The 20,840-nt window shown below is 67.8% G+C and carries 17 protein-coding genes and 2 pseudogenes; 14 read left to right on the top strand and 5 right to left on the bottom strand.

The window, feature by feature from the left end; genetic code table 11:
• Window positions 1-2,796 (bottom strand): helix-turn-helix transcriptional regulator, encoded by a 2,796-nt coding sequence (locus tag ACFY0T_RS02715; RefSeq protein WP_388864115.1) that lies wholly within the window; start codon window positions 2,794-2,796, stop codon window positions 1-3.
• Window positions 2,797-3,049: 253 nt separating this feature from the next.
• Between ACFY0T_RS02715 and ACFY0T_RS02710 the strand changes: the two genes are divergently transcribed.
• Complete coding sequence (locus tag ACFY0T_RS02710; protein WP_388864113.1) at window positions 3,050-3,562, top strand: hypothetical protein; 513 nt, start codon at window positions 3,050-3,052, stop codon at window positions 3,560-3,562.
• A 157-nt stretch (window positions 3,563-3,719) separates the two neighbouring features.
• Here the strand turns inward: ACFY0T_RS02710 and ACFY0T_RS02705 are convergent, their stop codons facing one another.
• Complete coding sequence (locus ACFY0T_RS02705; RefSeq protein WP_388864111.1) at window positions 3,720-4,157, bottom strand: cupin domain-containing protein; 438 nt, start codon at window positions 4,155-4,157, stop codon at window positions 3,720-3,722.
• 331 nt (window positions 4,158-4,488) lie between these two features.
• Between ACFY0T_RS02705 and ACFY0T_RS02700 the strand changes: the two are divergent.
• The 3 genes and pseudogenes from ACFY0T_RS02700 to ACFY0T_RS02690 all read left to right on the top strand — a co-directional run.
• Window positions 4,489-5,004 (top strand): annotated as a pseudogene (locus tag ACFY0T_RS02700) (FAD-binding oxidoreductase); the annotation flags it as partial.
• Window positions 5,005-5,070: 66 nt separating this feature from the next.
• Window positions 5,071-5,304, top strand: a pseudogene (locus ACFY0T_RS02695) (ketol-acid reductoisomerase); the annotation flags it as partial.
• Window positions 5,297-5,782 (top strand): MEKHLA domain-containing protein, encoded by a 486-nt coding sequence (locus tag ACFY0T_RS02690; protein ID WP_388864109.1) that lies wholly within the window; start codon window positions 5,297-5,299, stop codon window positions 5,780-5,782. The pseudogene ACFY0T_RS02695 and the gene ACFY0T_RS02690, both read left to right, overlap by 8 nt.
• 45 nt (window positions 5,783-5,827) lie before the next feature.
• Here ACFY0T_RS02690 and ACFY0T_RS02685 read toward each other — a convergent pair whose 3' ends face one another.
• Window positions 5,828-6,562: a PrsW family glutamic-type intramembrane protease gene (locus ACFY0T_RS02685; RefSeq protein WP_388864107.1), complete on the bottom strand. Its 735-nt coding sequence runs from the start codon at window positions 6,560-6,562 to the stop codon at window positions 5,828-5,830.
• Window positions 6,563-7,010: 448 nt separating this feature from the next.
• A complete protein-coding gene (locus ACFY0T_RS02680) occupies window positions 7,011-7,445 on the bottom strand; it encodes a nitroreductase family deazaflavin-dependent oxidoreductase (RefSeq protein ID WP_388864105.1) in 435 nt (144 codons plus the stop codon).
• Window positions 7,446-7,666: 221 nt separating this feature from the next.
• On the opposite strand from ACFY0T_RS02680, the gene ACFY0T_RS02675 reads away from it, so the two are divergent.
• The 7 genes from ACFY0T_RS02675 to ACFY0T_RS02645 all read left to right on the top strand — a co-directional run bounded on the left by ACFY0T_RS02675 (window position 7,667) and on the right by ACFY0T_RS02645 (window position 14,697).
• Window positions 7,667-8,344 carry a hemerythrin domain-containing protein gene (locus ACFY0T_RS02675; RefSeq protein WP_388864103.1) on the top strand — a complete coding sequence of 226 codons (678 nt, stop codon included), beginning with the start codon at window positions 7,667-7,669 and terminating at the stop codon, window positions 8,342-8,344.
• A 28-nt stretch (window positions 8,345-8,372) separates the two neighbouring features.
• A complete protein-coding gene (locus ACFY0T_RS02670; protein ID WP_388864101.1) occupies window positions 8,373-9,080 on the top strand; it encodes a TetR/AcrR family transcriptional regulator in 708 nt (235 codons plus the stop codon).
• The gene (locus tag ACFY0T_RS02665; RefSeq protein ID WP_388864099.1) at window positions 9,064-9,993 is read left to right on the top strand and encodes an SAM-dependent methyltransferase; all 930 of its coding nucleotides are present in this window, start codon (window positions 9,064-9,066) and stop codon (window positions 9,991-9,993) included. The genes ACFY0T_RS02670 and ACFY0T_RS02665 overlap by 17 nt, the downstream gene beginning before the upstream one ends.
• A gap of 98 nt (window positions 9,994-10,091) precedes the next feature.
• Complete coding sequence (ftsH, locus tag ACFY0T_RS02660) at window positions 10,092-12,083, top strand: ATP-dependent zinc metalloprotease FtsH (protein ID WP_388864097.1); 1,992 nt, start codon at window positions 10,092-10,094, stop codon at window positions 12,081-12,083.
• A complete protein-coding gene (locus tag ACFY0T_RS02655; RefSeq protein ID WP_388864095.1) occupies window positions 12,080-12,997 on the top strand; it encodes an SDR family NAD(P)-dependent oxidoreductase in 918 nt (305 codons plus the stop codon). The genes ftsH and ACFY0T_RS02655 overlap by 4 nt, the downstream gene beginning before the upstream one ends.
• 75 nt (window positions 12,998-13,072) lie before the next feature.
• Window positions 13,073-14,080, top strand: coding sequence for an aldo/keto reductase (locus ACFY0T_RS02650; protein ID WP_388864093.1), 1,008 nt, complete (start codon window positions 13,073-13,075; stop codon window positions 14,078-14,080).
• Window positions 14,081-14,190: 110 nt separating this feature from the next.
• Window positions 14,191-14,697, top strand: a complete 507-nt coding sequence (locus ACFY0T_RS02645) for an SRPBCC family protein (RefSeq protein ID WP_388864091.1) — start codon at window positions 14,191-14,193, stop codon at window positions 14,695-14,697.
• Here the strand turns inward: ACFY0T_RS02645 and ACFY0T_RS02640 are convergent.
• Window positions 14,694-17,462: an AAA family ATPase gene (locus ACFY0T_RS02640; protein WP_388864089.1), complete on the bottom strand. Its 2,769-nt coding sequence runs from the start codon at window positions 17,460-17,462 to the stop codon at window positions 14,694-14,696. The two genes, ACFY0T_RS02645 and ACFY0T_RS02640, sit on opposite strands and share 4 nt — an antisense overlap.
• A gap of 97 nt (window positions 17,463-17,559) precedes the next feature.
• Here ACFY0T_RS02640 and ACFY0T_RS02635 point away from each other — a divergent pair, with 97 nt between their 5' ends.
• The 3 genes from ACFY0T_RS02635 to ACFY0T_RS02625 all read left to right on the top strand — a co-directional run bounded on the left by ACFY0T_RS02635 (window position 17,560) and on the right by ACFY0T_RS02625 (window position 20,471).
• The gene (locus ACFY0T_RS02635; protein WP_388864087.1) at window positions 17,560-18,357 is read left to right on the top strand and encodes a response regulator; all 798 of its coding nucleotides are present in this window, start codon (window positions 17,560-17,562) and stop codon (window positions 18,355-18,357) included.
• Between the two features lie 138 nt (window positions 18,358-18,495).
• Window positions 18,496-19,482, top strand: coding sequence for an RNA polymerase sigma factor (locus ACFY0T_RS02630; protein WP_388864085.1), 987 nt, complete (start codon window positions 18,496-18,498; stop codon window positions 19,480-19,482).
• Between the two features lie 83 nt (window positions 19,483-19,565).
• A complete protein-coding gene (locus ACFY0T_RS02625) occupies window positions 19,566-20,471 on the top strand; it encodes an alpha/beta fold hydrolase (RefSeq protein ID WP_388864083.1) in 906 nt (301 codons plus the stop codon).
• Window positions 20,472-20,840: the final 369 nt, after the last annotated feature.

Below are 20,840 nucleotides of genomic sequence, written 5' to 3'. Positions count from 1 at the left end.
TCACCGCGAAAGGGCGTCTCGGAGAGCCATGCGGGATGTGATGCCCAATTTGGGGAAGATGCGGTAAAGGTGGGTCCCCACCGTGCGCGGGGACAGGAAAAGACGCTCACCGATCTGCTTGTTCGTCAGCCCCTCCGCGGCCAGCATGGCGATCTCCAACTCCTGAGCGGTGAGACCTGCCGCCCCCGTACTGGCAGCCGTGGCGTCCGGTCGGTTGTGACCGGCGGCCCTGAGCTCCGCGCCCGCGCGGTTCGCCCACGGGACCGCACCAAGACGCTGGAAGATGTTCAGTGCCGCGTTGAGCTGCGAACGAGCCTCGGTCCTGGCGCGGGCGCGGCGCAGTCGCTCGCCGTAGAGAAGCTGAACCCGGCCGTAGTCGAAGGGCCAGTCCTCAGCGCCGGGGGCGGAAAGGGCTTCGGCGTACAGTCTCAATGCTTCCTGATCCGGAGCCACCAGTGCCCTGGCCGCCTGGGTGAGCAGTGCGAGTCGGGGCGAGATCTCGGGCAGGGAGGCGTCGCACATGGCCTGTACGTGTGCTTCGGCCTCTGCGCGCCGGTTGGTGCGCATGGCTGCTTCGACGAGGTCCAGGGCGACCCACAGCGCGTGGGGTGTGTAGGGGGCCAGCCGGCCAGCGGGGCTGAGGTCACATGCGTGGTGGTAGGCGGCTTCGAAGTCTCCCCGTCCGATGGCGGCGAGCGTTCTGGGGTGGTGGGCGAAGCGGGCGGCCCCGTAGGCACGGCGAAGGGTGGTGACTCGCGTGACTTCGTTGGCCCAGCGCTGGGTGGCGGCGTCGTCGCCGCGGACCGCGGCGAGGAGCGCCTGGTGGAAGTAGAAGTACCAGACGACGAAGCCGTAGCCGTGGGCTTCGGCTATCGCGAGGCCCTCGTCGGCCAGGCGCCGGCCCTCATCCCACCGTCCGGTGGCGAAATCGTCCCAGAACAGGTGCACGAGACAACTGAGGCTGCTGCGGACACTGCCGCCGGCCCGGCCGTTTTCCACGACGCGCCAGGCACTGGCCCGGCAGCTGCCCAGTAGATCCAAGTAGAGGGCCGAGGTGTTGACCCGGATGATGCTGTTGGGCTCGAACTCCGTGTCCTGGCGGTCGATCAGCGCGACGAGCCGTCGTCGGACGTCGGGCGTCGTGCGGGCGGTGTCGGGGAAGGTCCTGCTCATCAGTAGAAGCGTTTCGGGCGGCTCGGGGACCAGCCGTTCGATTGCTTCGAAGAGTGGGGGCCAGAACTCTTCCCGGCCGGCGTACCAGCAGATGAGGAGCAGGGTGTGCAGCGCCTCGATCAGCTCGTTGTTGGTGGCGTCGTAGCCGTGTGTTCCGTTCTCGATCGCGCCCACCAGCAGCCGGTGCGCGGTATCGATGACGCCGTCACCGTTGATCAGCACGTATGCGGCGGCGGCTGCCGCGTGGAGGGAGCCGCGTTGCGGGTCGAGCTTGCGCGCTTCGGCCAACAGGTGTGAGGCGCTGCCTAGTTCGCCGGTGATGTCGGCCCCCAGGTAGGCCGCCTCCGCCAGTCGCTGACCGCGGTCGGCGGCGCGCGGGCTGAGATGAGCCGCACGTGTCAGGGAAGCGATCGCACCAGTGGCGTCCCCGCGGTGCAGCTTGCGGTGTGCCGCCTCCTCCAGCAGGGCCGCGACCTCCTCGTCGGGCTCGACCGAGGCCTCGGCCAGATGCCACGCACGGCGCTCGGGGTCGTAGACGAACAGGTCGGCAAGGGTGCGGTGGACCCGTCGCCGCTCGACGTTCGTCGACGACTCCACCACCGCCGACCGCACGAGCGGGTGACGAAAGGCGATATGACGTGCGGTCAGGTTCACTTCGACGAGATTGGCGCTCTCCGCCGGCGCCAAGGTGTCCAAAGCCGCGTCGCCGCCCGCGGCCATGTGGAGTACGCGCAGGTCGCCGCTGCCCTCGAGGGCCATGGTCAGAAGCGTTTCTCGCGTCGCCGCAGGAAGCCGCGAGATGCGCGACGCGAAGAGCGTCTCGATGCGTCCCCTCAGGGGCAGTACGTCGGGCAGCGCTTCCACGGCGGACAGCTGGGTGACCTTGAGCGCGTCCGGCAGTTCGAGCAGAGCCAGCGGATTCCCTCTGGCCTCCGACACGACACGCTGCCGAACCCGGGGCGCCATCGAAGGAAACGTGCTCTGGATCAGTTTCTCCGCAGCGGCGTCGTCGATCGGCTTCACCTCGAACTCGGGCAGCCCGCTGCGCTCCAGCAGGTTCCCCTCACCCGTCCTGGACGCCGTGATGAGGCCGATCCTGCTCCCCGCCAGACGCCGTGCGACGAAACCGAGGACGGCCGCACTCGGACGGTCGATCCAGGGAAGGTCGTCGACGACGAGCACCAGGGGACGCTTCTCGGCCTGGCGACGCAGGAGGTCGAGACATGCGTTGGAGATCACCATTCGTGCGGGGGCCGGTCCGTTGGTCAGGCCGAGCGCGACCAACAGCGCCTGGTGCTGGGCCTCGCTCAGCTCCTCGAATCCGGACGACAAAGGAAGCAGAAGCTGGTTGAGGACTGCATAAGTGACGTCGGCCTCGAACTGCACACCTGTGGCCCGGACGACCTGGGCTCCCGTGGCGGACGCGTGGGCGACCGCGGCGTCCAGGAGGACGGTCTTGCCTACGCCGGCCTCTCCGAACAGCAGCAGAACGGAACCGTCGCGACTCGCTTTCGTGACGAAGTCGTGGACTGTTGCCAGTTCCTCCTCGCGGCCGAACACCAGCTCGCCCGGTCCGGCCATCGACGTACGCAAGGATGGGCCAAGCGGGTTGAAGCTGTCCATGCGAGACAGGCTACTCGACCATGTGAAAGGCCTCAGGGGGACCGTGTTACGTCCACCCTTTCCGTAGGGCACAGACAGGGCGCCGACGGTCAAGGTGTCAGCAGGTGGGTGCTGACAGCATGGCACAGCTGGCAGCTGGTCAAAGTCACAGAGGCGTAGTATCTGTACCAGTGCCTGAGTACACGCCCCTCAGCAGCCACTACGGCAAGCATCAGTACGAGCCTTCGGAGCCGATCCAAGGAGGGTCAGCGGCATGCCTGAACCCAAAGTGAGCAGTACGGACCTACTGACACATTACAGTGCCCAGCTGAAGACTGATATTGAACGGAATACTCAAGAACAGGATCAGGTGGGTGCCCAGATCGAAGAACTGAAGGCGCGCTTGCTCACCCTGCAGCATGACCATGCCGTCCTGGTGACGATGCAGCATGCGCTGGAGAACGGCATCCCGTTCCAGCAAGTTCCCACGTCGTCCGGTACGCGACGGACCGCGGCTTCGGAACGTGGCTCGGGCGCGGGCGGCGGTGCCGCCGCGACGGGGAAGAAGCAGAACAAGCCCACGCTGGTGGGCCTCATCCGGGAGTACCTGGCCAAGCAGACAGAACCTTGTTCCGCGGTTGAGGTTGCGGCAGCGCTGAGCGAGGCCCACCCCGACCGCACCATCAAGACGACTGTCGTACGGACGACCCTGGAAGGACTTGTCGCCAAGAGCAGCGCTAGTCGTATCAAGCAGGGCCACTCCGTGTTCTACACCGGCGTCGCATAGGACCAGGATCCGGGCCGGCAGTGAGCGCGCCGAGAAGGCCGCGGCTGCATACGAGAGTGATGTCATCCCTGTGACATGTCCCGAAGATCTGACGTGTCCCGCAGCCGAACGGCCCTCAGGCTGAACTGAGGGCCTGGCTCGGCTGCCGAGGCCGGCCTTACTGGAAGTCGCAGCCCGGATTCGGGGCGTCTTCCGACAGCGGTGCTCCGTGAGGCAGGACGTAGAGGACGTCGAGGACCAGGGGGACATCGCCGAGATTACGGCCGATGTGCACGTGATTGGGCCCGGAGGGTTCGGTCAGCGTGCTGCCCGCCTTGTAGACGCCGTCCGACTGGCACGTGGAATCGAAGTGGCTCAGGGTGCCTTTCTCCACGAAGCCGAAGAGGACGCCGTCGTGGTAGTGCCAGCCCGTGCTCTGGCCCGGCGGCACCGTGACCTGCCGAAGTATGTAGTCCTTGGACCCGATGGTGGTCTGGGAAATGATGGTTCCCGTCACCCCGGGTCCCGGCGGTGTGGCGAACGCTGGAGAGGCGGCCAGGGAGAGGCCGAGGACCACTGCTGCGGTAAGTCCTGTACGAACTAAGTTCTTGCGCATCAAGTCGTCTTTCACGAGGGGCTTGCTTGCCGTTTCCGCGCGATAGTGGTGTGAATGTTGACATCAGCTGACATCACAGGAGCGACCGCGCCGGTTGATTCGCGGACGACACATTACAGCCAGTCCAGGGGTGAGTGGGTCCCAAACTCAGTTAGGTGTACCTGATGCGTACAGCTAACTCTTGATCGCCGCTCGGCGCTCAAGACATCCCTTAGTGTCATCCCCGGAAGCCGACCTGCCGAGTCAACCCATCCTGATAACGATGTCATCTCGGCCACATACGCGCCGGCGCTTCGCGGTAGCCCCCTCTAGTGAGTTGTGGTGAAAGTCAATGGTCAAGACACCCCTTCCCGAAGGCGTTGCGGCACTGCGCGCGACGGTCAGGGGCCTGGTAATGGTGCCCGGCGACACCTCGTACCTCGATGAATGCCGTGCCTTCAACCTGTTGAGGACACCGACCCCAGCGGTCGCCGTCGGCGCCTCCTGTACGGACGACGTGCTCGTGAGATTCGCAGCCGACCGCGGCATGCCCATCGCGGTCCGGAACCGGGGCCACCAGGTCGTCCTCCCGGTAGGTGACGACGCGATGCTGATCACCACCAACCGCCTGCACGAGATAGCCGTCGACACCGAGCACCGTACGGTCCGCGTGGGCGCCGGAGTGACCTGGAGCGAGGTACTCGAGGAAACGGACAAGGTCGGTCTCGCGCCGATCGTGGGTTCCGCACCGAACGTGGGCGTCGTCGGATACACCCTGGGCGGCGGACTGAGCCCCCTCCTCGGCCGCAAGCTGGGATACGCCGCCGATCACGTCCGCTGGATCGAGGTCGTCACCGCCGACGGCACTCTGCGCGAGGTGACTTCCCGTCATGAACCAGAATTTTTCCGCGCGTTGCTGGGAGGTAAGGGCCATTTCGGCGACTACGTCACCGGCCCGCGCATCATCACCGACGCCACCAAGGCCGAGATGAAGAAGGTCCTCGCCGAGATCCAGGACGGCACGTTCGCCCGTAACTGGATGGAGGAGTACCACTCCGGTCTGAAGAAGTACAACGAGTACAAGAAGCAGGACGCCGAGTCCCTGCTGGAGACCACCGGCAAGAAGCTGCGCAAGCTCATGAGCTGGGTCGAGGCCGTCGATGCCTGACCGGCCGGCCCTCATTGCGGATTTCGCCTCGCTGCTCCTCGACAGTCACCTGCGCCTGGTGGGCACTGAGTTGTGCCCGCGGGCATGGTCGACGGAGTCCGACGCAGCCGTATGGCTCTACGACGAAGCGCCTTTCGGATTGCTGGCACACGATGTGTCGGACGACCCGCGCTTCATCTACGCCAACCTCACGGCGCAGAAGTGCTTCGGCTACACCTGGGAGGAGTTCACGGCCCTTCCGTCCCGCCTGTCCGCGGCGGACGACGCTCAGCAGGACCGGCACGCTTTCGTCGCCGCGGTGAACCGGCAGGGGTATGCGCACGGTTACCGAGGACGAAGGATTCGCAAGGACGGGAGTCTCTTCTGGATCGAGGACGTCTGCATGTGGGATTTGGTCGACGCGGACGGACTCAAGCACGGCCAGGCAGCCGTCTTCCGCTCATGGTCCGACGGGCCTGAGGCTGTCCGACCGTGCTGACGGGTGCCGCCGCCGAGGAGTCGGGGGCGGCACCCTGCGCGCGTTTCAATACGCTGCTGCTGCCTTGTGCTTCTGGGCGCCGCGTGGGTGGGCCAGCCGGCGTGTCGTGAAGATCAGCACGGACAGGCTGATCACTGCGAGAATGATGTACGACGTGTCACTGTCGAAGCTGTCCCACGCAGTGTGGAGCCCGACAGCGACGGCGTAGAGAAGCGCCGATGTCATGACCGCGCGGCCACGCCAGTTCTGTGCCGCCGCCGACCACAGAGCAGCAGCGGTAAGCCCGGTCCACGCCATATGGGCGGCCGGGCTCAGCAGACCCCGGACCACCAGCAAGTGGTCCACCATGGCCAGATCGCCGTCGGAATTGATGAGTTCGACGAAGGCGTAGCCCATGGTTTCGAACACCGCGAACCCCCCACCGGACGCCACCCCGATCAGCACCCCGTCGCCGGGATGCCGGTCACGGATCACGATCAACAGGAGCGCCGGAACGATGAGTTTCGCGGCTTCTTCGATGACGCCCACGGCAAGCATCGGGATGACGTCCAGAAGGAGCAGTGTCCGATACTCCAGAACTCCGGCCGTGGTCACGCCGATCGCGCCGCCGGCCAGTGCCGTGGCCGATACGACGCCCATTCCGACGCCGAAGTCGAGCGGCCGACCGGCGACGAACACGACGAACGCCGCGGGCATCAGGGCGGCGCCGAAAAATATCAGGGCGGGCAGCAGGTTGGGATTCCGCGTGGACAACAGCGCCGTGTGGATGAGCCAGAACAACAACAGTCCTATGAGCAGGACAACGACCCATCCCCAGCGGCGGCCGACTCGGACCAGCCTGCCCTCACCAGGTCGGGTGGGATCTTGCACAAGCGACACGGCCACGGATTCCTCCCCGGTATAACGACGACTCAGGCGATGCTGCCTCGATGGGCGGAGGGATGACATCGCACATTCATGTCAGGGTGGCTGGTCCGCAGCCGACATCAGAGACTGGCAGGTGTGAGCGCTACTTCCCTTCCCACACCCGCCAGTCAGGTACCCGCTTGAGCGTACGGCCTGTGCATAGACGCCCCCACACTACAGAGCCTGAATCCCAAGCGGCTGTGCGGCGTGACCGGGAGGAACTGCGTCACACCGCCGGTTCCAGAGCATAGGCGCCGCTGATCGACCTGTGGATGGACGTAACAGGTACACCTACGTGCCTGGCCGCATGTGCGTGGCGTGCCTAGCTCGCCGGCTCCAGCAGGAACACAGGTATCACTCGATCGGTCTTGGACCTGTAGTCGTCGTACGACGGCCAGGCCTTCACCGCCCTGTCCCACCACTCCTGCCGCTCGGCGCCATGGACCTCCCGAGCCCGGTACGGCTTCCTCACCGTGCCGTCCCAGACCTCCACGTCGGGACTGGCGACGAGGTTGTGATACCAGGCCGGGTTGGTGGGGGCGCCTCCCTTGGACGCGACCGCCGCGTAGCGGCCTTCGTGTTCGACGCGAATGACCGGCGTCTGCCGTGTCCGCCCCGTCTTGGCCCCGCGGGTCGTCAGTACCACCAGTTGGGCCAGTGTGCCGTCGTACTCGACGGCGATGGCCTCGGTCGTACCCGTCTCAGCGGCCTTGCCGACGAGTCTTGCCTGGTCATGGATCCACACCTCATCGGGCATGACACTGAGGTCCATGTCAGCCGTGGGCTGTTCAGGTTGAGTTTGCTCTGTCATGTGCCGTCACGTTACCGGAGCAGTCAGGAATCTTGCGGCACTTAGTTGTTGTCAAGGTGAGTTACTCTCTGGTGCGAACGGAGTCAGTGACCGAAGTGACTGTTTTCCTTGTCCAGAGTCACGACTGCCGACAATCCCTCCCTCACCCCGTCAGAAAGTAGTTGGTCATGCCCCACACAACCACCGACCGCGCCGATGTCCGAGACATGCTCGTGGTTCACGAAGCCTTCCGGCAGTGCTACAGCCGTTTGCCTGCGTTGGTGAGGGAGGTCGCGCCGGGGGACGTCAAGCGGGCCGAGGTCGTTGCCGATCACGCAAAGCTGATCGAGGACTTCCTGCACCTGCACCACAAGGGGGAGGACGACCTTCTGTGGCCCAAGCTCCTCGAGCGGGCGGGCGATCGCCTCGGCGCCGCGGTCGCCATGCTGGAGAGCCAGCACGAGGAGATCGCGACGCTGCTCTCCGAGTCGTCGGGGCGGCTGGCAGTCTGGCGCGTACAGCCCTCGAAGGAATCCGGCGAAGAACTCGCCGACTCCCTGGATCGCCTGGGCGCACTGCTCACCGAGCACCTTGGCATCGAGGAGAAGGACGTCCTTCCCCTCGTCCCGGAGTACGTGACGGCCAAGGAGTGGCACGAACTCGGGGACCATGCGATCAACGCCCTCCCCAAGAGCAAGCTCCCGATCGTCTTCGGCATGCTCGCCTCGCTCGCCGACCCCGACGTCGTCAAGCTGATGTTGTCGACGGCACCTCTGGTTCCCCGGATGATCATGCCTGTCGTCGGCCCGAAGGCCTACGTCCGCCATGCCCGACGGGTCTACGGGCCGGTCCAGGCGGCGGCCTGACCATGGCGCCTGTCCCGGAGGACGCACCGTGACCCTTGGTGTCCCCGTGCGCGTGGCGCCGCAGGATGTCGTGCTGCAGCGCCATCGGCGACTCGACGCCGCCAGGAACTACGACGCCCTCATCGCGGCAGCGCGAGAGGAGTTCGACGAAAACGGTGTCCATACCTCGCTCAAGGCCGTGGCACGGCGCGCGGGCGTGGGCATCGCGACGCTGTACCGCCACTTTCCGACCCGCGGCAGCCTCATCGAGAGCGTCTACGTCGACGACGTGCTCGAGGTGGTCAACGCCCTGTGCCGTACGCCAGGCGATGCGTGTGCCGGGCAGCCGTGGGAGGCGCTGGCGGCGTGGCTTGGGCAGTTCACCTCCGCCGTTGCTGAGCACGTGGCGCTGCGTGAGGTGTTCAGCCCGGAGTCAGTGTGCCTGTCACCGTGCCGACAGGCACTGTGTCAAGTCGTCGGCCACCTGCTCGAGGAAGTCCGGCGGGCGGGTGCCGTCCGTCGCGATCTGAATGTCGACGAGTTCCTGTGCACCGTCGTGTCCGTCGCGGTGTCGCCCTTCTTGACGGACGCGCAGCGCGACCGCGCTCTCGCCGTCTTCCTGGACGGCATACGCACGCATACCGACCAGGCACTGGAGCCTGGGCCGGTGGTGTGCGCGCAAGACAGTGACAGTACGAGACAGACCGTCCACGAGGGCGGTTCGAGATCAGTTGGGGCGAGTGACATTGGCCAGTAACGAGGGGGCATCCCGCTTCGCCGGAGGCGTCGGACTGACGGCGCTGCTGGTGGCCGCTGCGCGTGCCGTCGAGACCCATCATCCGCAGGGTCTCGTCGCCGACCCGTTCGCCGAGTCCTTTGTGCGGTCGGCTGACACCCCGGTCGGGCTGCCCACGCGTATCGAGGACGTCGAGGGCGGCGACAACGACCCGGTCTGGGGGCGTGGGGGACAGTACTTCGCCCTGCGTACGAGGGTGTTCGACGACTTCCTGACCTCCGCGAACCACGACGACGGCATCCGACAAGTGGTGCTGCTCGGTGCCGGCCTGGACACCCGGGCCCTGCGGTCGACGTGGCAGCCGGGGACGGTCGTCTACGAAGTCGACCGGCCGGACGTCTTCTCCTTCAAACGCGAGGTGCTGTCCAGTCTGGGGGCTGTCGCCATCGCGCCTGTCGCACACCGTTTCGTGGTCGTGGACCTGGAAGGGAACTGGGCCGACGCACTCACCGCGCGCGGATTCGACAGGCACCGGCCCACCGCGTGGGTGATCGAGGGAGTCCTGCCGTATCTGCCCGCGGAGACGGAACGACGCCTGATCGCCACGGTGATCGACCTGTCGGCGGTCGGCAGCCGCATCGCCTACGAAATCCTCCAGGACCAGGAGACCGAGAAGGTTCGCAACAGCTCGATCTACGACGACACCGAAGCCAAGATGGGCGTCCATCTCAGCGGCTTGTTCAGCCCGGACGCGCGTCCCGATTCCGCGCGCGACCTCGGTGCGGCGGGCTGGTCGGTCTCCAGCGAATCGGTGTACCGGTACACCGAGCAGTACGGCCGGGGCCCGAAGCCGGGGGTGAACGACGCCATCTCGCATGCCCGTTGGGTAATGGGACGCCGAACGACCGACTGCGCTTATCACTCACTTGTGTGATGTCTCCGAACCGCGCACCCGACAGCATGGGATCTCGTGGTGACTTGCCGCTGACCAATCAGTCACGGCACATGTGTTTCTTCGAGGAGACGAACCAGATGACTGCCCCCGTTCCGCCGCGTCATGACCCGAAGACGTCATGGCGTACCGAAGGCGTTCCGGCCGGGTCGGCTCCGTCGCCGGACGGACGGCGCGCGTGGGGCGGCTGTCTCGTACAACTTCTGGTCTTTCTGCTGGTGTACCTCGCGTTCGGCTTGCTCTACAACAATGTTCGAGGCGATGGCACGACGTCGATCGACTACACCGTCTTCACTGAGCAACTGGAGGCGGGGAACATACGGGACGTCTACTCTCAAGGTTTTCAGATCCAGGGCACGCTGAAGAAGCCGAGTCATGTGCCCGTAGGCGGCGAGCGGGAGACGTACACCCACTTCAAGACCTACAAGCCGGCGTTCGCCGACGACGAGGATCTCTGGGCACAGATCACCAAGAACAAGGTTACGGTCACCGCCGAACCGGTCGCGCAGGGGCCGGGCCTGGCGGAGACGCTTCTGGTGTCGCTGGCGCCAACGCTCTTACTGATCGCGGTGTGGGTGTTCATCGCGCGGCGGATGAGCGCGGGGATGGGCGGCGCGGGCGGCATGCTCGGACGCAAGCCCCCGCCCAAGCCGGTCGAACTGGAGCCCGGCTCGCAGCGCACGACGTTCGCGGACGTGGCCGGCATCGACGAGGTCGAGGGCGAGCTCAACGACGTCGTCGACTTCCTCAAGAACCCGGACGCCTACCGGAAGATGGGCGCCAGGATGCCCCGCGGTGTGCTGCTCGCGGGTCCGCCGGGCACCGGAAAGACGCTGCTCGCGCGGGCGGTCGCGGGGGAGGCGGGTGTCCCCTTCTTCTCGGCGTCCGCGTCCGAGTTCATCGAGATGATCGTGGGCGTGGGCGCCTCACGCGTGCGTGAACTGTTCGCCGAGGCGCGCAAGGTGGCCCCGTCGATCATCTTCATCGACGAGATCGACACCATCGGGCGGGCGCGCGGCGGTGGTTCCGGCATGGGCGGCCACGACGAGCGCGAGCAGACGCTGAACCAGATCCTCACGGAGATGGACGGCTTCTCCGGCTCCGAGGGGGTCATCGTCATCGCCGCGACCAACCGTGCCGACGTCCTGGACCCGGCCCTGACCCGCCCCGGCCGCTTCGACCGGGTGGTCAACGTCGCGCCGCCGGACCGGGGTGGCCGGGAGGCGATTCTGGAGATCCACACCCGCCAGATCCCGCTCGCCCCCGAGGTGGACCTGGCCCAGGTCGCCCGGACGACCCGGGGCATGACCGGCGCCGAACTGGCCAACCTGGCCAACGAGGCGGCCCTCCTCGCGGTCAAGCGCAAGCAGGTGAGGGTGACGCAGACCGACCTCTCGGAGGCGCTGGAGAAGGTCCAACTGGGGGCCGAGCGCCCGCTGGTGATGCCCGAGTCGGAGCGGCGCAGGACCGCTTACCACGAGAGCGGCCACGCCCTGCTGGGCATGCTGCAGCCAGGTGCCGACCCCGTCCGCAAGATCACCATCGTCCCGCGCGGAAGGGCGCTCGGCGTCACCCTCTCCACGCCGGACGCGGACAAGTACGCGTACACCGAGGAGTACCTGCGCGGCCGCATCATCGGCGCACTCGGCGGCATGGCGGCGGAACAGGTCGTCTACGGCGTGATCACGACCGGCGCGGAGAACGACCTGGAACAGGTCACTACCATCGCGCGCGGGATGGTCGCCCGCTGGGGCATGAGCGCACGCGTCGGCCGCCTCTCCGCCCTCCCGAACGACGCCCAGCAGGCCTACGGCCTCGCGGCGGCCCCGCAGACCCTGGACGTGATCGACGGCGAGATGCGCCGCATCGTCGACGAGTGCTACGACGAGGCCTGCCGCAAACTCCGCGACCACCGGGGCCGGTTGGACGCACTCGCGCAGGCCCTGCTGGCGAACGAGACGCTGGAAGAGACGGACGCCTACCGGATCGCCGGCATCCCGTCGTCGAGCAGCTCTCACACGTCGCCCCACTCCCGGCAGTTGACCGCCACACTCAAGGAGGAAGATTCATGACCACTGCGAGCACGGACAGGACCACCATCACGAGCACTGTCCTGGTAACCGGCGCGGGTACCGGTATGGGAGCGCTGTCGTCCCTCTCGCTCGCCCGGGCGGGCCACCGGGTCTTCGCCTCGATGCGCGATCCCGAGGGACGTAACGCGGAAAAGGCGCAGGCGCTCCTCGCTCAGACGAAGGACGCGCCCGGTGTCCTGTCGGTGGTGGAACTCGACGTCCTGTCCGAGCAGTCCGCCTCCGACGCCGTCGATCACGTGGTGCGGGAAACCGGCGGCCTCGATGTCGTCGTGCACAATGCCGCCCACCTGCTGGTCGGTGTGACCGAGGCGTTCAGTCCGGCGGAGGTGCTGCGGGCCTTCGACGTCAACGCCGTTGGAGCCCTCCGGGTCAACCGAGCCGTCCTGCCCGTGATGCGGCGTCAGGAGTCGGGCCTGTTGCTGTGGGTCGGCTCGGGCACCACGCGCGCCATTCCGCCCTTCCTCGCCCCGTACAGCGCTGCCAAGGCCGCCTTCGACGCATTCGCCGAGTCGACCGCCTGGGACGTCGCCGCCTACGGCATCGAGACGACGATCCTGATGCCCGGCGTCTTCACCCGCGGCACCGCGCACTTCGCCAACGCGGCCTTCCCCGCCGACACCGAGCGCACGGCCGCCTATGACAAGATCGCCCCCTTCCTGGCCTCGATGGGCGAGGACACCGAGCGGCTGATGGTCAACGGCGTCTCCGCCGACCCCCAGATAGTCGCCGACGAGATCGCCCGCGTCGTGGGACTGCCCGCGGGACAGCGGCCGCGACGGACCGTCGCCGACGGTTCCGACTACGGTGCGGAGATCATCAACGGCGCCGCCGAGGAACTCCGCCTGCGCCTGGCCCACCGCATGGGCGTCACCGGCCTGCTCGGCCGCCTGTGAACGACGCCGGCCCGTGGCCGCCGCGCGCAACGTATGTCAACTGCTGCAACAACCGTCGGAAATGGGAGAGTAGTGATGTCTGTGAGTCGGCGCAGGTTGGGTGTGACCGGTCCGGAGGTTTCCGTGATCGGCCTGGGGGCGATGGGGATGTCGGACCTCTATGGTCCCGCCGATGACGCGGAGAGCGTGGCGACCCTGCACGCCGCTATCGACGCGGGCGTGAATCTCATCGACACCGGTGACTTCTACGGGTCGGGTGCGAACGAGATGCTGATCGCCCGGGCGTTGCGGGAGCGGCGTCGCGAGGATGTGGTGCTGAGCGTGAAGTTCGGTTCCCGGCGGAGTCCCGACGGCGCGTTCCAGGCGGTGCCGTACGACGTGTCGCCGGAGGCGGTGAAGGATCGTCTGGCGTACTCGCTGCGGCGGTTGGAGACGGACTACATCGACATCTACCGGCCGGCACGGTTGAACCCCGGCATCCCGGTGGAGGAGACGGTGGGGGCGCTGGAGGAGATGCGGCAGGCGGGGTACATCCGGCACATCGGGCTGTCGGAGCTGGGGGCGCACACGATCCGGCGGGCGGCGGCAGTGGCGCCGATCAGTGATCTGCAGATCGAGTACTCGTTGCTGTCGCGCGGTCCGGAGGAGTCGATCATTCCGACGCTGCGGGAGCTGGGCATCGGGCTGACGGCGTATGGCGTGCTGTCACGGGGTCTCCTCAGCGGGCACTGGTCGGCTTCGCGTGCGCTGAACGGCGGTGATTTCCGGGCCCATTCCCCGCGGTTCCAGGGAGAGAACCTGCAGGCGAATCTGCGGCTGGTGGAGGCGCTGGGCAGCGTGGCGAAGCGGCTGGAGGCGACGACGAGCCAGGTGGCGATCGCGTGGGTGGCGGCCCAGGGCGAGGACATCGTTCCGCTGGTCGGGGCGCGTCGCCGGGAGCGGCTCGCCGAGTCGCTGGGGGCAGCGTCCCTGACGCTGGACGCGGAGGCGTTGAAGGAGATCGAGGCGGCGGTGCCGGCCGGGGCCGCGGCCGGCGAACGGTACGCGGCCCCGATGATGGCCACCCTCGACAGCGAACACTGACCCCCGGCGCCTCGGCGGCTCCTGCCGTACCTGATACCGCGCGCCTGACGACAGGCGGTGCGGAGTTCATGGACCCCCCTCGCGGCAGGAGCATTCGGGAAGGAACCCCCATGCCCGATCCCACCGGCACCGACGAGCCGGACGACCGACACCGCCTGCGCTGGCTGACCGGCTTCTCCCCGGAGTTCTCCGACCTGTGGGCGCACAGCGGCGCCGTCATCCACGCCCCGCCCGAGGCCGTCTTCGAGCAGCTGGTCACCACCGGCCGGTGGGATCGGGCCTTCCCGGGGATCCTGCACGCACATCTTCCCGAGACGGGGCAGGACCGCCTGGAGCCGGACAGCGAGTTCACCTTCGAACTCGCCGGCCTTCGGACCCGGGCGCGAGTGAGCGAGTCGGTCGGCGGCAGCCGCCTCGTGTGGTCCGGCTACGGCATCGACATCGGCATCTACCAGGAGTGGGTGCTCACCGCCGCACCTGAGGGAACCCATGTCCTCGTGGGCTTCGCGGCGCGTGGGCCCGCGGCCATCGCACTGAGGGAGCTGGACGGGGGAGCGGTGCAGGACGCGATCGACCGGTGGATCACCGATCTCAAGGAAGCCGCCGAGCGGTCCTAGGGGCCGTCGGTGCCGATGGAGTCCCGGAGGGCCGCACGCTTCGTGATCCCCAGCTTCGGGAAGATTCTGTACAGGTGCCCGCCCACCGTCCGGGGCGACAGATACAGCCGCTCGGCGATCTCCTTGTTCGTCATCCCGGAGGCCGCGAGGCGGGCGATCTGCAGTTCCTGCGGGGTCAGGGCGTCCACTCCCCGAGCGTGCGCCGGGGTCCTGGTGGCTTGTCCCGCAGCCCGCAACTCCCGCTCCGCGCGCGTGACCCAGGGCCCGGCGCCGAGCTTCTGGAAAGCGGCCAGGGCCGTCTGCAGATGAACTCTGGCCTCGGTGGCGGCCCTGGCCCGGCGCAGACGCTCACCGTAGGCCAGGCGTATCCGCGCGGTGTCGAACGGCCATTGATCGACGGTGGGCAGACTCAGTGCCGCTTCGAAGAGCGCCGGCGCCCGGTCGTCGTCGGCTACGAGGGCCGCCGACCCCGCTTCCAGGACGGCCAGCCGCGGCGAAAGTGCCGAGACGTTCGCCTCCCGCATCGCCCGCACGTGCAGCTCCGCCTCGGCCAGTCGGCCGGTGCGCACGGCGGCCTCCACGAGGTCGATCGCCACCCACAGCGCGTGCGGCACGTGCGACGCCAGGGTGCCGGCCGGACTGATCGCCGTGGCGTGCAGGTACGCCGCCTCGAAGTCGCCCTGGCCGAGGCCCGCCAGGACGAGTGCGTGACGCGCGTACACCTGCGTCAGGCCCAGCCCTCGTGGACCGGCCCAGCCGATCAACTGCTCGGCCAGCGCCCGGCTGGTCTCGAACCGGCCCTGGACAGCGGCCAGCAAGGCCTGGTGGTAGTCGAAGTACCAGCGGAAGAACCTGCCCGCACGCTCCTCGCAGAGCGCCAGTCCCTCGGCGGCGAGCTCGGCCGCCTCCTCCCACTCGCCTCGGTGGAAGTCGTCGACACACAGATCCATGAGCGCGACGAGGTGCCGTCTCGCCGGTCCGCCCTCACGCCCCTCCAGGACCATCCGCCACAACGGCTCGCGCACCTCCGCAAGGCGGTCGGCGTACATCGTGCACGCCGCGAGGGTCTGCGCGCTTTCCGGATCGGCCTCGTGCACGGTGGCGAGCGCGGCAGTCAGGCGGGGCAGCGCGGCCGCCCCCGTGCGTGCCGGGTCCGCGCACAGGTCGGTGGGCAGCGCGAGCAGCGGGGGCGGCTTCGGGGAGAGTCGGGCGAGTGCTCTGTGAAACGGCTCCCACAGATCGGCGCGTCCACCGAAGAAGCAGATGAGCAGGAGCGTCATGAGCGCGTTGACGAGCGCCGGGTCGCCGGCGTCGTCACGGCGTGCGCTGCCTTCGATGGCGCCGGCCAGCAAATGGTGCGCGGTGTCGACATGTCCGTCGCCGTCGAGCATCACGAACGCGGCCGCCGACGCGTAATGCAGGGATGCGCTGGCCTGCCGACCCGCTTGCCGCGTCTCGTCGAGCAGTTCCGCGACGCTCTTGACCTCGCCCATCCCCTCCGCACCGATGTAGGCCGCCTCGGCCAGGCGGCGACCGCGTTCGGCCGGGTCGGGACTCAGGTCGGCGGCGCGGCTGAGCATGGACACCACCGTCTGATAGTCGCCGCGCGGCAGAACGTGGTGTGCGGCCTCTTCCAGCAGGGCCGCCACCTGTTCGTCCGGCGCGACCGATGCCTCGCCCAGGTGCCACGCCCCGCGCTCGGGAAGGTCGACGAAGGCCTCGGCCAGCGCCCGGTGCACCTGCCGGCGTTCGCTCGACGTCGACATCTCGACCACGGCGGACCGGATGAGCGGGTGCCGGAACGTGACCCTGCGCGCGTCCTCCTCGACCCGCACCAGCTGATTGCGCTCGGCGGCCGCGAGGTCGTCAAGCCGGTAGCCGGCACTGGCCGCCGCATGCAGCACCCCGAGCTCGCCCGTGCCTTCCAGCGCCACCGTAAGCAGGAGCGTCCTGGTCGGGGGCGGGAGCGACGCGACCCGCGACGCGAACAGCCGCTGCAGGCGCTGTCCGAGCGGCAGCACCTGCGGCAGCGGCTCCGTCGCGGCACGCTGCGGGCCGCTCAGCGTCTGCGGCAGCTCCAGCAGTGCAAGCGGGTTGCCCTGCGCCGTGCTCAGCACGCGGGCCCTCACCTGCGGATCGAGGTCCGGGAAACGAGCGGTCAGCAGCCGGTGGGCCGCCTCGTCATCCAGGGCCTGTACCTGGTACTCCGGGAGCCCGGAGCGATCGAAATAACCGGTCTGACCGGTCCGGGACGCGGCGAGGAGCCCCGCTCTGCTCCCGATGAGCCGCCGCGATACGAAGCTCAGTACGCCCGCACTGGCCCGGTCGACCCAGGGCAGGTCGTCGACGATCAACAGAAGCGGGGCGCGGGCGGCCACGCGGCGCAGCAGCAGGGCCACGGCGTTGGACACCAAGAGACGATCCGGTGGGGGCCCGGCCCCGAAGCCCAAGGCCACCCGCAGCGCGTCCGCGTGGACGGCACTGAGCTGCTCGAAGTCGTCGAGCAACGGGAACAGCGCCTGGCTGAGTCCGGCGAAGCCGACCTCCGCCTCGAACTCCGCACCGACCACACGCAGGACCGTCATTCCCGACGCCCGCGCGGAATCGACCGCGGCGTCCAGCAGCGTCGTCTTTCCCACGCCGGGGTCCCCGGACAGCAGCAGTGCGCCGCCAGTGACCCTGACCTCGCTGGTGAAGCGCCGCAAGAACTCCAGTTCCTGAAGTCGTCCGAACAACGCTTCGGAACCGGGATCAGACGAGGTCACCCATGAAGTATCTCCGAGCGGCGACCGGGCCGACAACTCACTCGGGATGTGGCATCGAGTCAAACGACTCATACCCAGCCTCCGCGTCCTCGCGAAGATGAGCGACGAGGACGCCGACGCGGGAGGAACGATGAGCGCCAACACTGCTACGAAGCCGGTGTTTCACCGCAGGGGCGGTCCGATGACGGCCGCCTTTACCGATGGTGCGGCGGCCGGCACCACGCCGGCCGCCGCACCATCGGCCCGCGTCGTGGTGGCCGACGACCACGCCCTGGTCCGTGAAGGGCTCGTACGTGTCCTCGAGCGTGGGGGATTCGCCGTGATGGGGGCAGCCGCGACGGCGGACGGACTGCTCGGCCAGGCCCGTGCCCACCAGCCCGACGTCGTGGTCACCGACATCCAGATGCCTGCCGGAAACGGGCGCGACGGCATGTGGGCAGCTCTGGAGCTCAGGCGGTCGAACCCGGAGATCGCCGTCGTCGTGCTGTCGCAGAACCTCGAGGCGGACTTCGCGTTCGATCTGTTGGAGGCCGGTGCATCGGGTGTGGGGTACATGCTCAAGGAGAAGATCGCCAACCCTGAGCTGTTCGTCGACGCGGTGCGTACGGTGGCGGCAGGAGGCTCCGTCCTCGACCCCGACGTCGTCTCCTGCCTCGTGCGGCGCGGGCGCGTCAGCGGTCCCCTGGAGGAGTTGACGCCCCGGGAACGAGAGGTTCTCGTCCTCATGGCGGAAGGCCGCTCCAACACGGGCATCGCCGCAGGCCTGTTCATCACCGTCCCGGCCGTCGAGCGCCACGTCACGGGAATCTTCACCAAGCTGGGACTGCAGCATACCGACACGGATCAGCACCGCAGGGTCCTGGCGGTCCTGGCCTATCTGCAAGCAGAGGCGTGATCTCACGCTCGGACGATTCCTGACATGATGTCGTGTGGCGAAGTCATAAGATCCCCCGGCTGATGTCAGGAACCCTGCATGCACTGAAACATGTCACTACTCCCTGACTCGGACGAAGACCATCCTTCAGGGAGTGCCATGAGCGGTGACGAAGTGGCCGCGCGTCAGAAGGACGCAGACCTGGTCCTTGCCGCCCAGCAGGGCGACACCGTCGCCCTGGCCCTGCTCCTGAAGCGGCACGCGCCGCAGATGCGTGCCGTGGCCCTGAGCATCCTGGGGCCGGGTCCCGACACGGATGATGTGACGCAGGACGCCGCGCTGATCGCACTGCGACGCATAGGAGATGTCCGGGATCCGGAGGCGGTGGGGCCTTGGCTGCGGATGGTCGTGCGCAATTCCTGCCGTTCGCTGCTGCGCGGCCGGGCGGTCGTGCAGCCCGTCAGTGACCTCGCCCTGCCTTCGGAGGCTGCCGACCCCGAGCGGTGGGTGGAGCGCAACGCGACGCGCGACTGGATCTGGGAGGCGATCGAGCGGCTCTCCCCGACGCTGCGCATGCCGCTTGTACTGCGGCACTTCAGCGAGGGCGTGACATCGTACGACCACATAGCCCGAGCCTGCGGGGTCCCGGTGGGCACCGTCCGCAGCCGCCTCAGCCAGGCACGCGCGAAACTCACCACCGCACTCACCGACCTCGCGACTGCCGCCCACACCGATGCCGCGGAACTCACGACCGCCAGCCGGAAGGAGGCGTGGGAGACCCTGGAAGCTGCCGAGCGGGGGCACTTCGACGCGTTCACCGCGGAACGATGGTCTCCCGAAGTGGGCTTGTTCCTGAGCGGCCGACAACTGGGCGGCCGGGACATGCTGGTTCGAGGAATGGAGTGCGATCTCTCCGACGGAGTCCGCCAGCGTCCCGCTCACATCGTCGCCGGGCGCTCCCTGGCCGTGTGGGAGATGGACATCATCAATCCGCCGGACCATCCTGAACACTGTCCGCCTGCCGTCGCATGGATCCTGACACTGGACGAAGGGCGGCGCGTGCAGCGGGTGCAGCTGCACCACTCCAGGCCTCTCCGGCCGGAAGAGCTGAGGCTTCCCGACGTCTCCGTTCCCGCAGCCCTGTGACGACGATCACCCGAAGCCCGTCGAACTTCCGTCGCGCACTCGCGTCTTGTCGGTGTCATCGACACCCATGGAACGGAGTTCCCGTGACCACGCAGCCGACCGACCCGCTGGCCCAAGGCGCGCACAGCATCGAGGTGAACGGAATCGTCCAGCGCTATCACGTCCACGGCACGGGCCCGGTGTGCATCGCCCACTCCGGCGGCCCGGGCATCTCCTGGGAATACCTGCGCATGCCCGAGGTGGAGCAGCGGCTCACCATGGTGTACGTGGAGCCCATCGGCACCGGAGCCTCCGACCGGCTCCCCTTCCATCCCCACGGCTACACCCGCGCTCGCTACAGCCGCTTCCTGGAAGGAATCATCGACCATCTCGGCGTGCCTGAGGTGTACTTGCTGGGGCACTCACACGGAGGTTTCGTCGTGCAGTACCACGCCCTGCACGACCCAGGGAGGGTCGCCGGAGTGATCCTCTACGACAGTGCTCCGGTGACCGGACCCGAGCACGGCGAGGAGGCCATGCTCCAGGTGCAGAAGTTCGCCGCACGCCATGCGGGCCAGCCCGAACTGCCCTCGGTGCTCGCCGCGCTCCAGGCAGTGCCGACTGTGGCCAGTGACAACGCCATCACGACGGTCGTCCGCGGTTTGATCCCGGCGTACTTCGCCGACTACTGGAGCCGTGAGGCGGAATTCAGGGCCTTCCGGTCCAGCTGCACCGGGGCCTTCATTTCGGGCCTGGACGAACACGGTGAGCCCGACATGGTCGACGACCGGGAGGGACTGGCGACGCTCATGGTGCCGACGCTGATCCTGGTCGGCCGTCACGACGTCATGTGCGGAGTGCGCTGGGCCGAGGAGATGCACAAGTTGATCCCGGAGTCAGAGCTGGTCGTCTTCGAAGCGAGCGGGCACTTCGGCCACATCGAGGAACCCGAGCGCTTCGCTCAGGCCGTGGCGCGGTTCGTGGGCGCCAGGACGCCGGACACGGCCTGAGCGTCGCCGTCGGGCTGCGGTCGCCGAGCGCTTTCGGCGACCGCAGCCCGCAAGTCATAGGTAAATGCGGCCCCATCACTCGACCCCGGGCACGGACGCCGACCGTACGCCGTCCCCGACCAGAACCTCCAAGGAGTCATCAGATGTACCCGGATCCCATCGCAACGACCATCGACGCCTTGACGCCTACCGCACGCGCCGAACTGGCGGAGCTGGTTGGGCTCCGATCCGTGGCGGACCTGGCGGTCAGCCGGCGCAGCGAGTCCGAGGATGCGGCGGGGTGGATCGCGGGCGCGTTGCCGAGTGATTCCTGGCAGGGCCCAGTGTGGCCACGAACGGTGTTGCTTGATCGTCCATCGGTTCGTTACC

The sequence above is a fragment of the Streptomyces sp. NPDC001530 genome, assembly GCF_042894545.1.
Taxonomy (GTDB): Bacteria; Actinomycetota; Actinomycetes; order Streptomycetales; family Streptomycetaceae; genus Streptomyces.
This window is presented reverse-complemented; position numbering and strand designations above follow the sequence as displayed.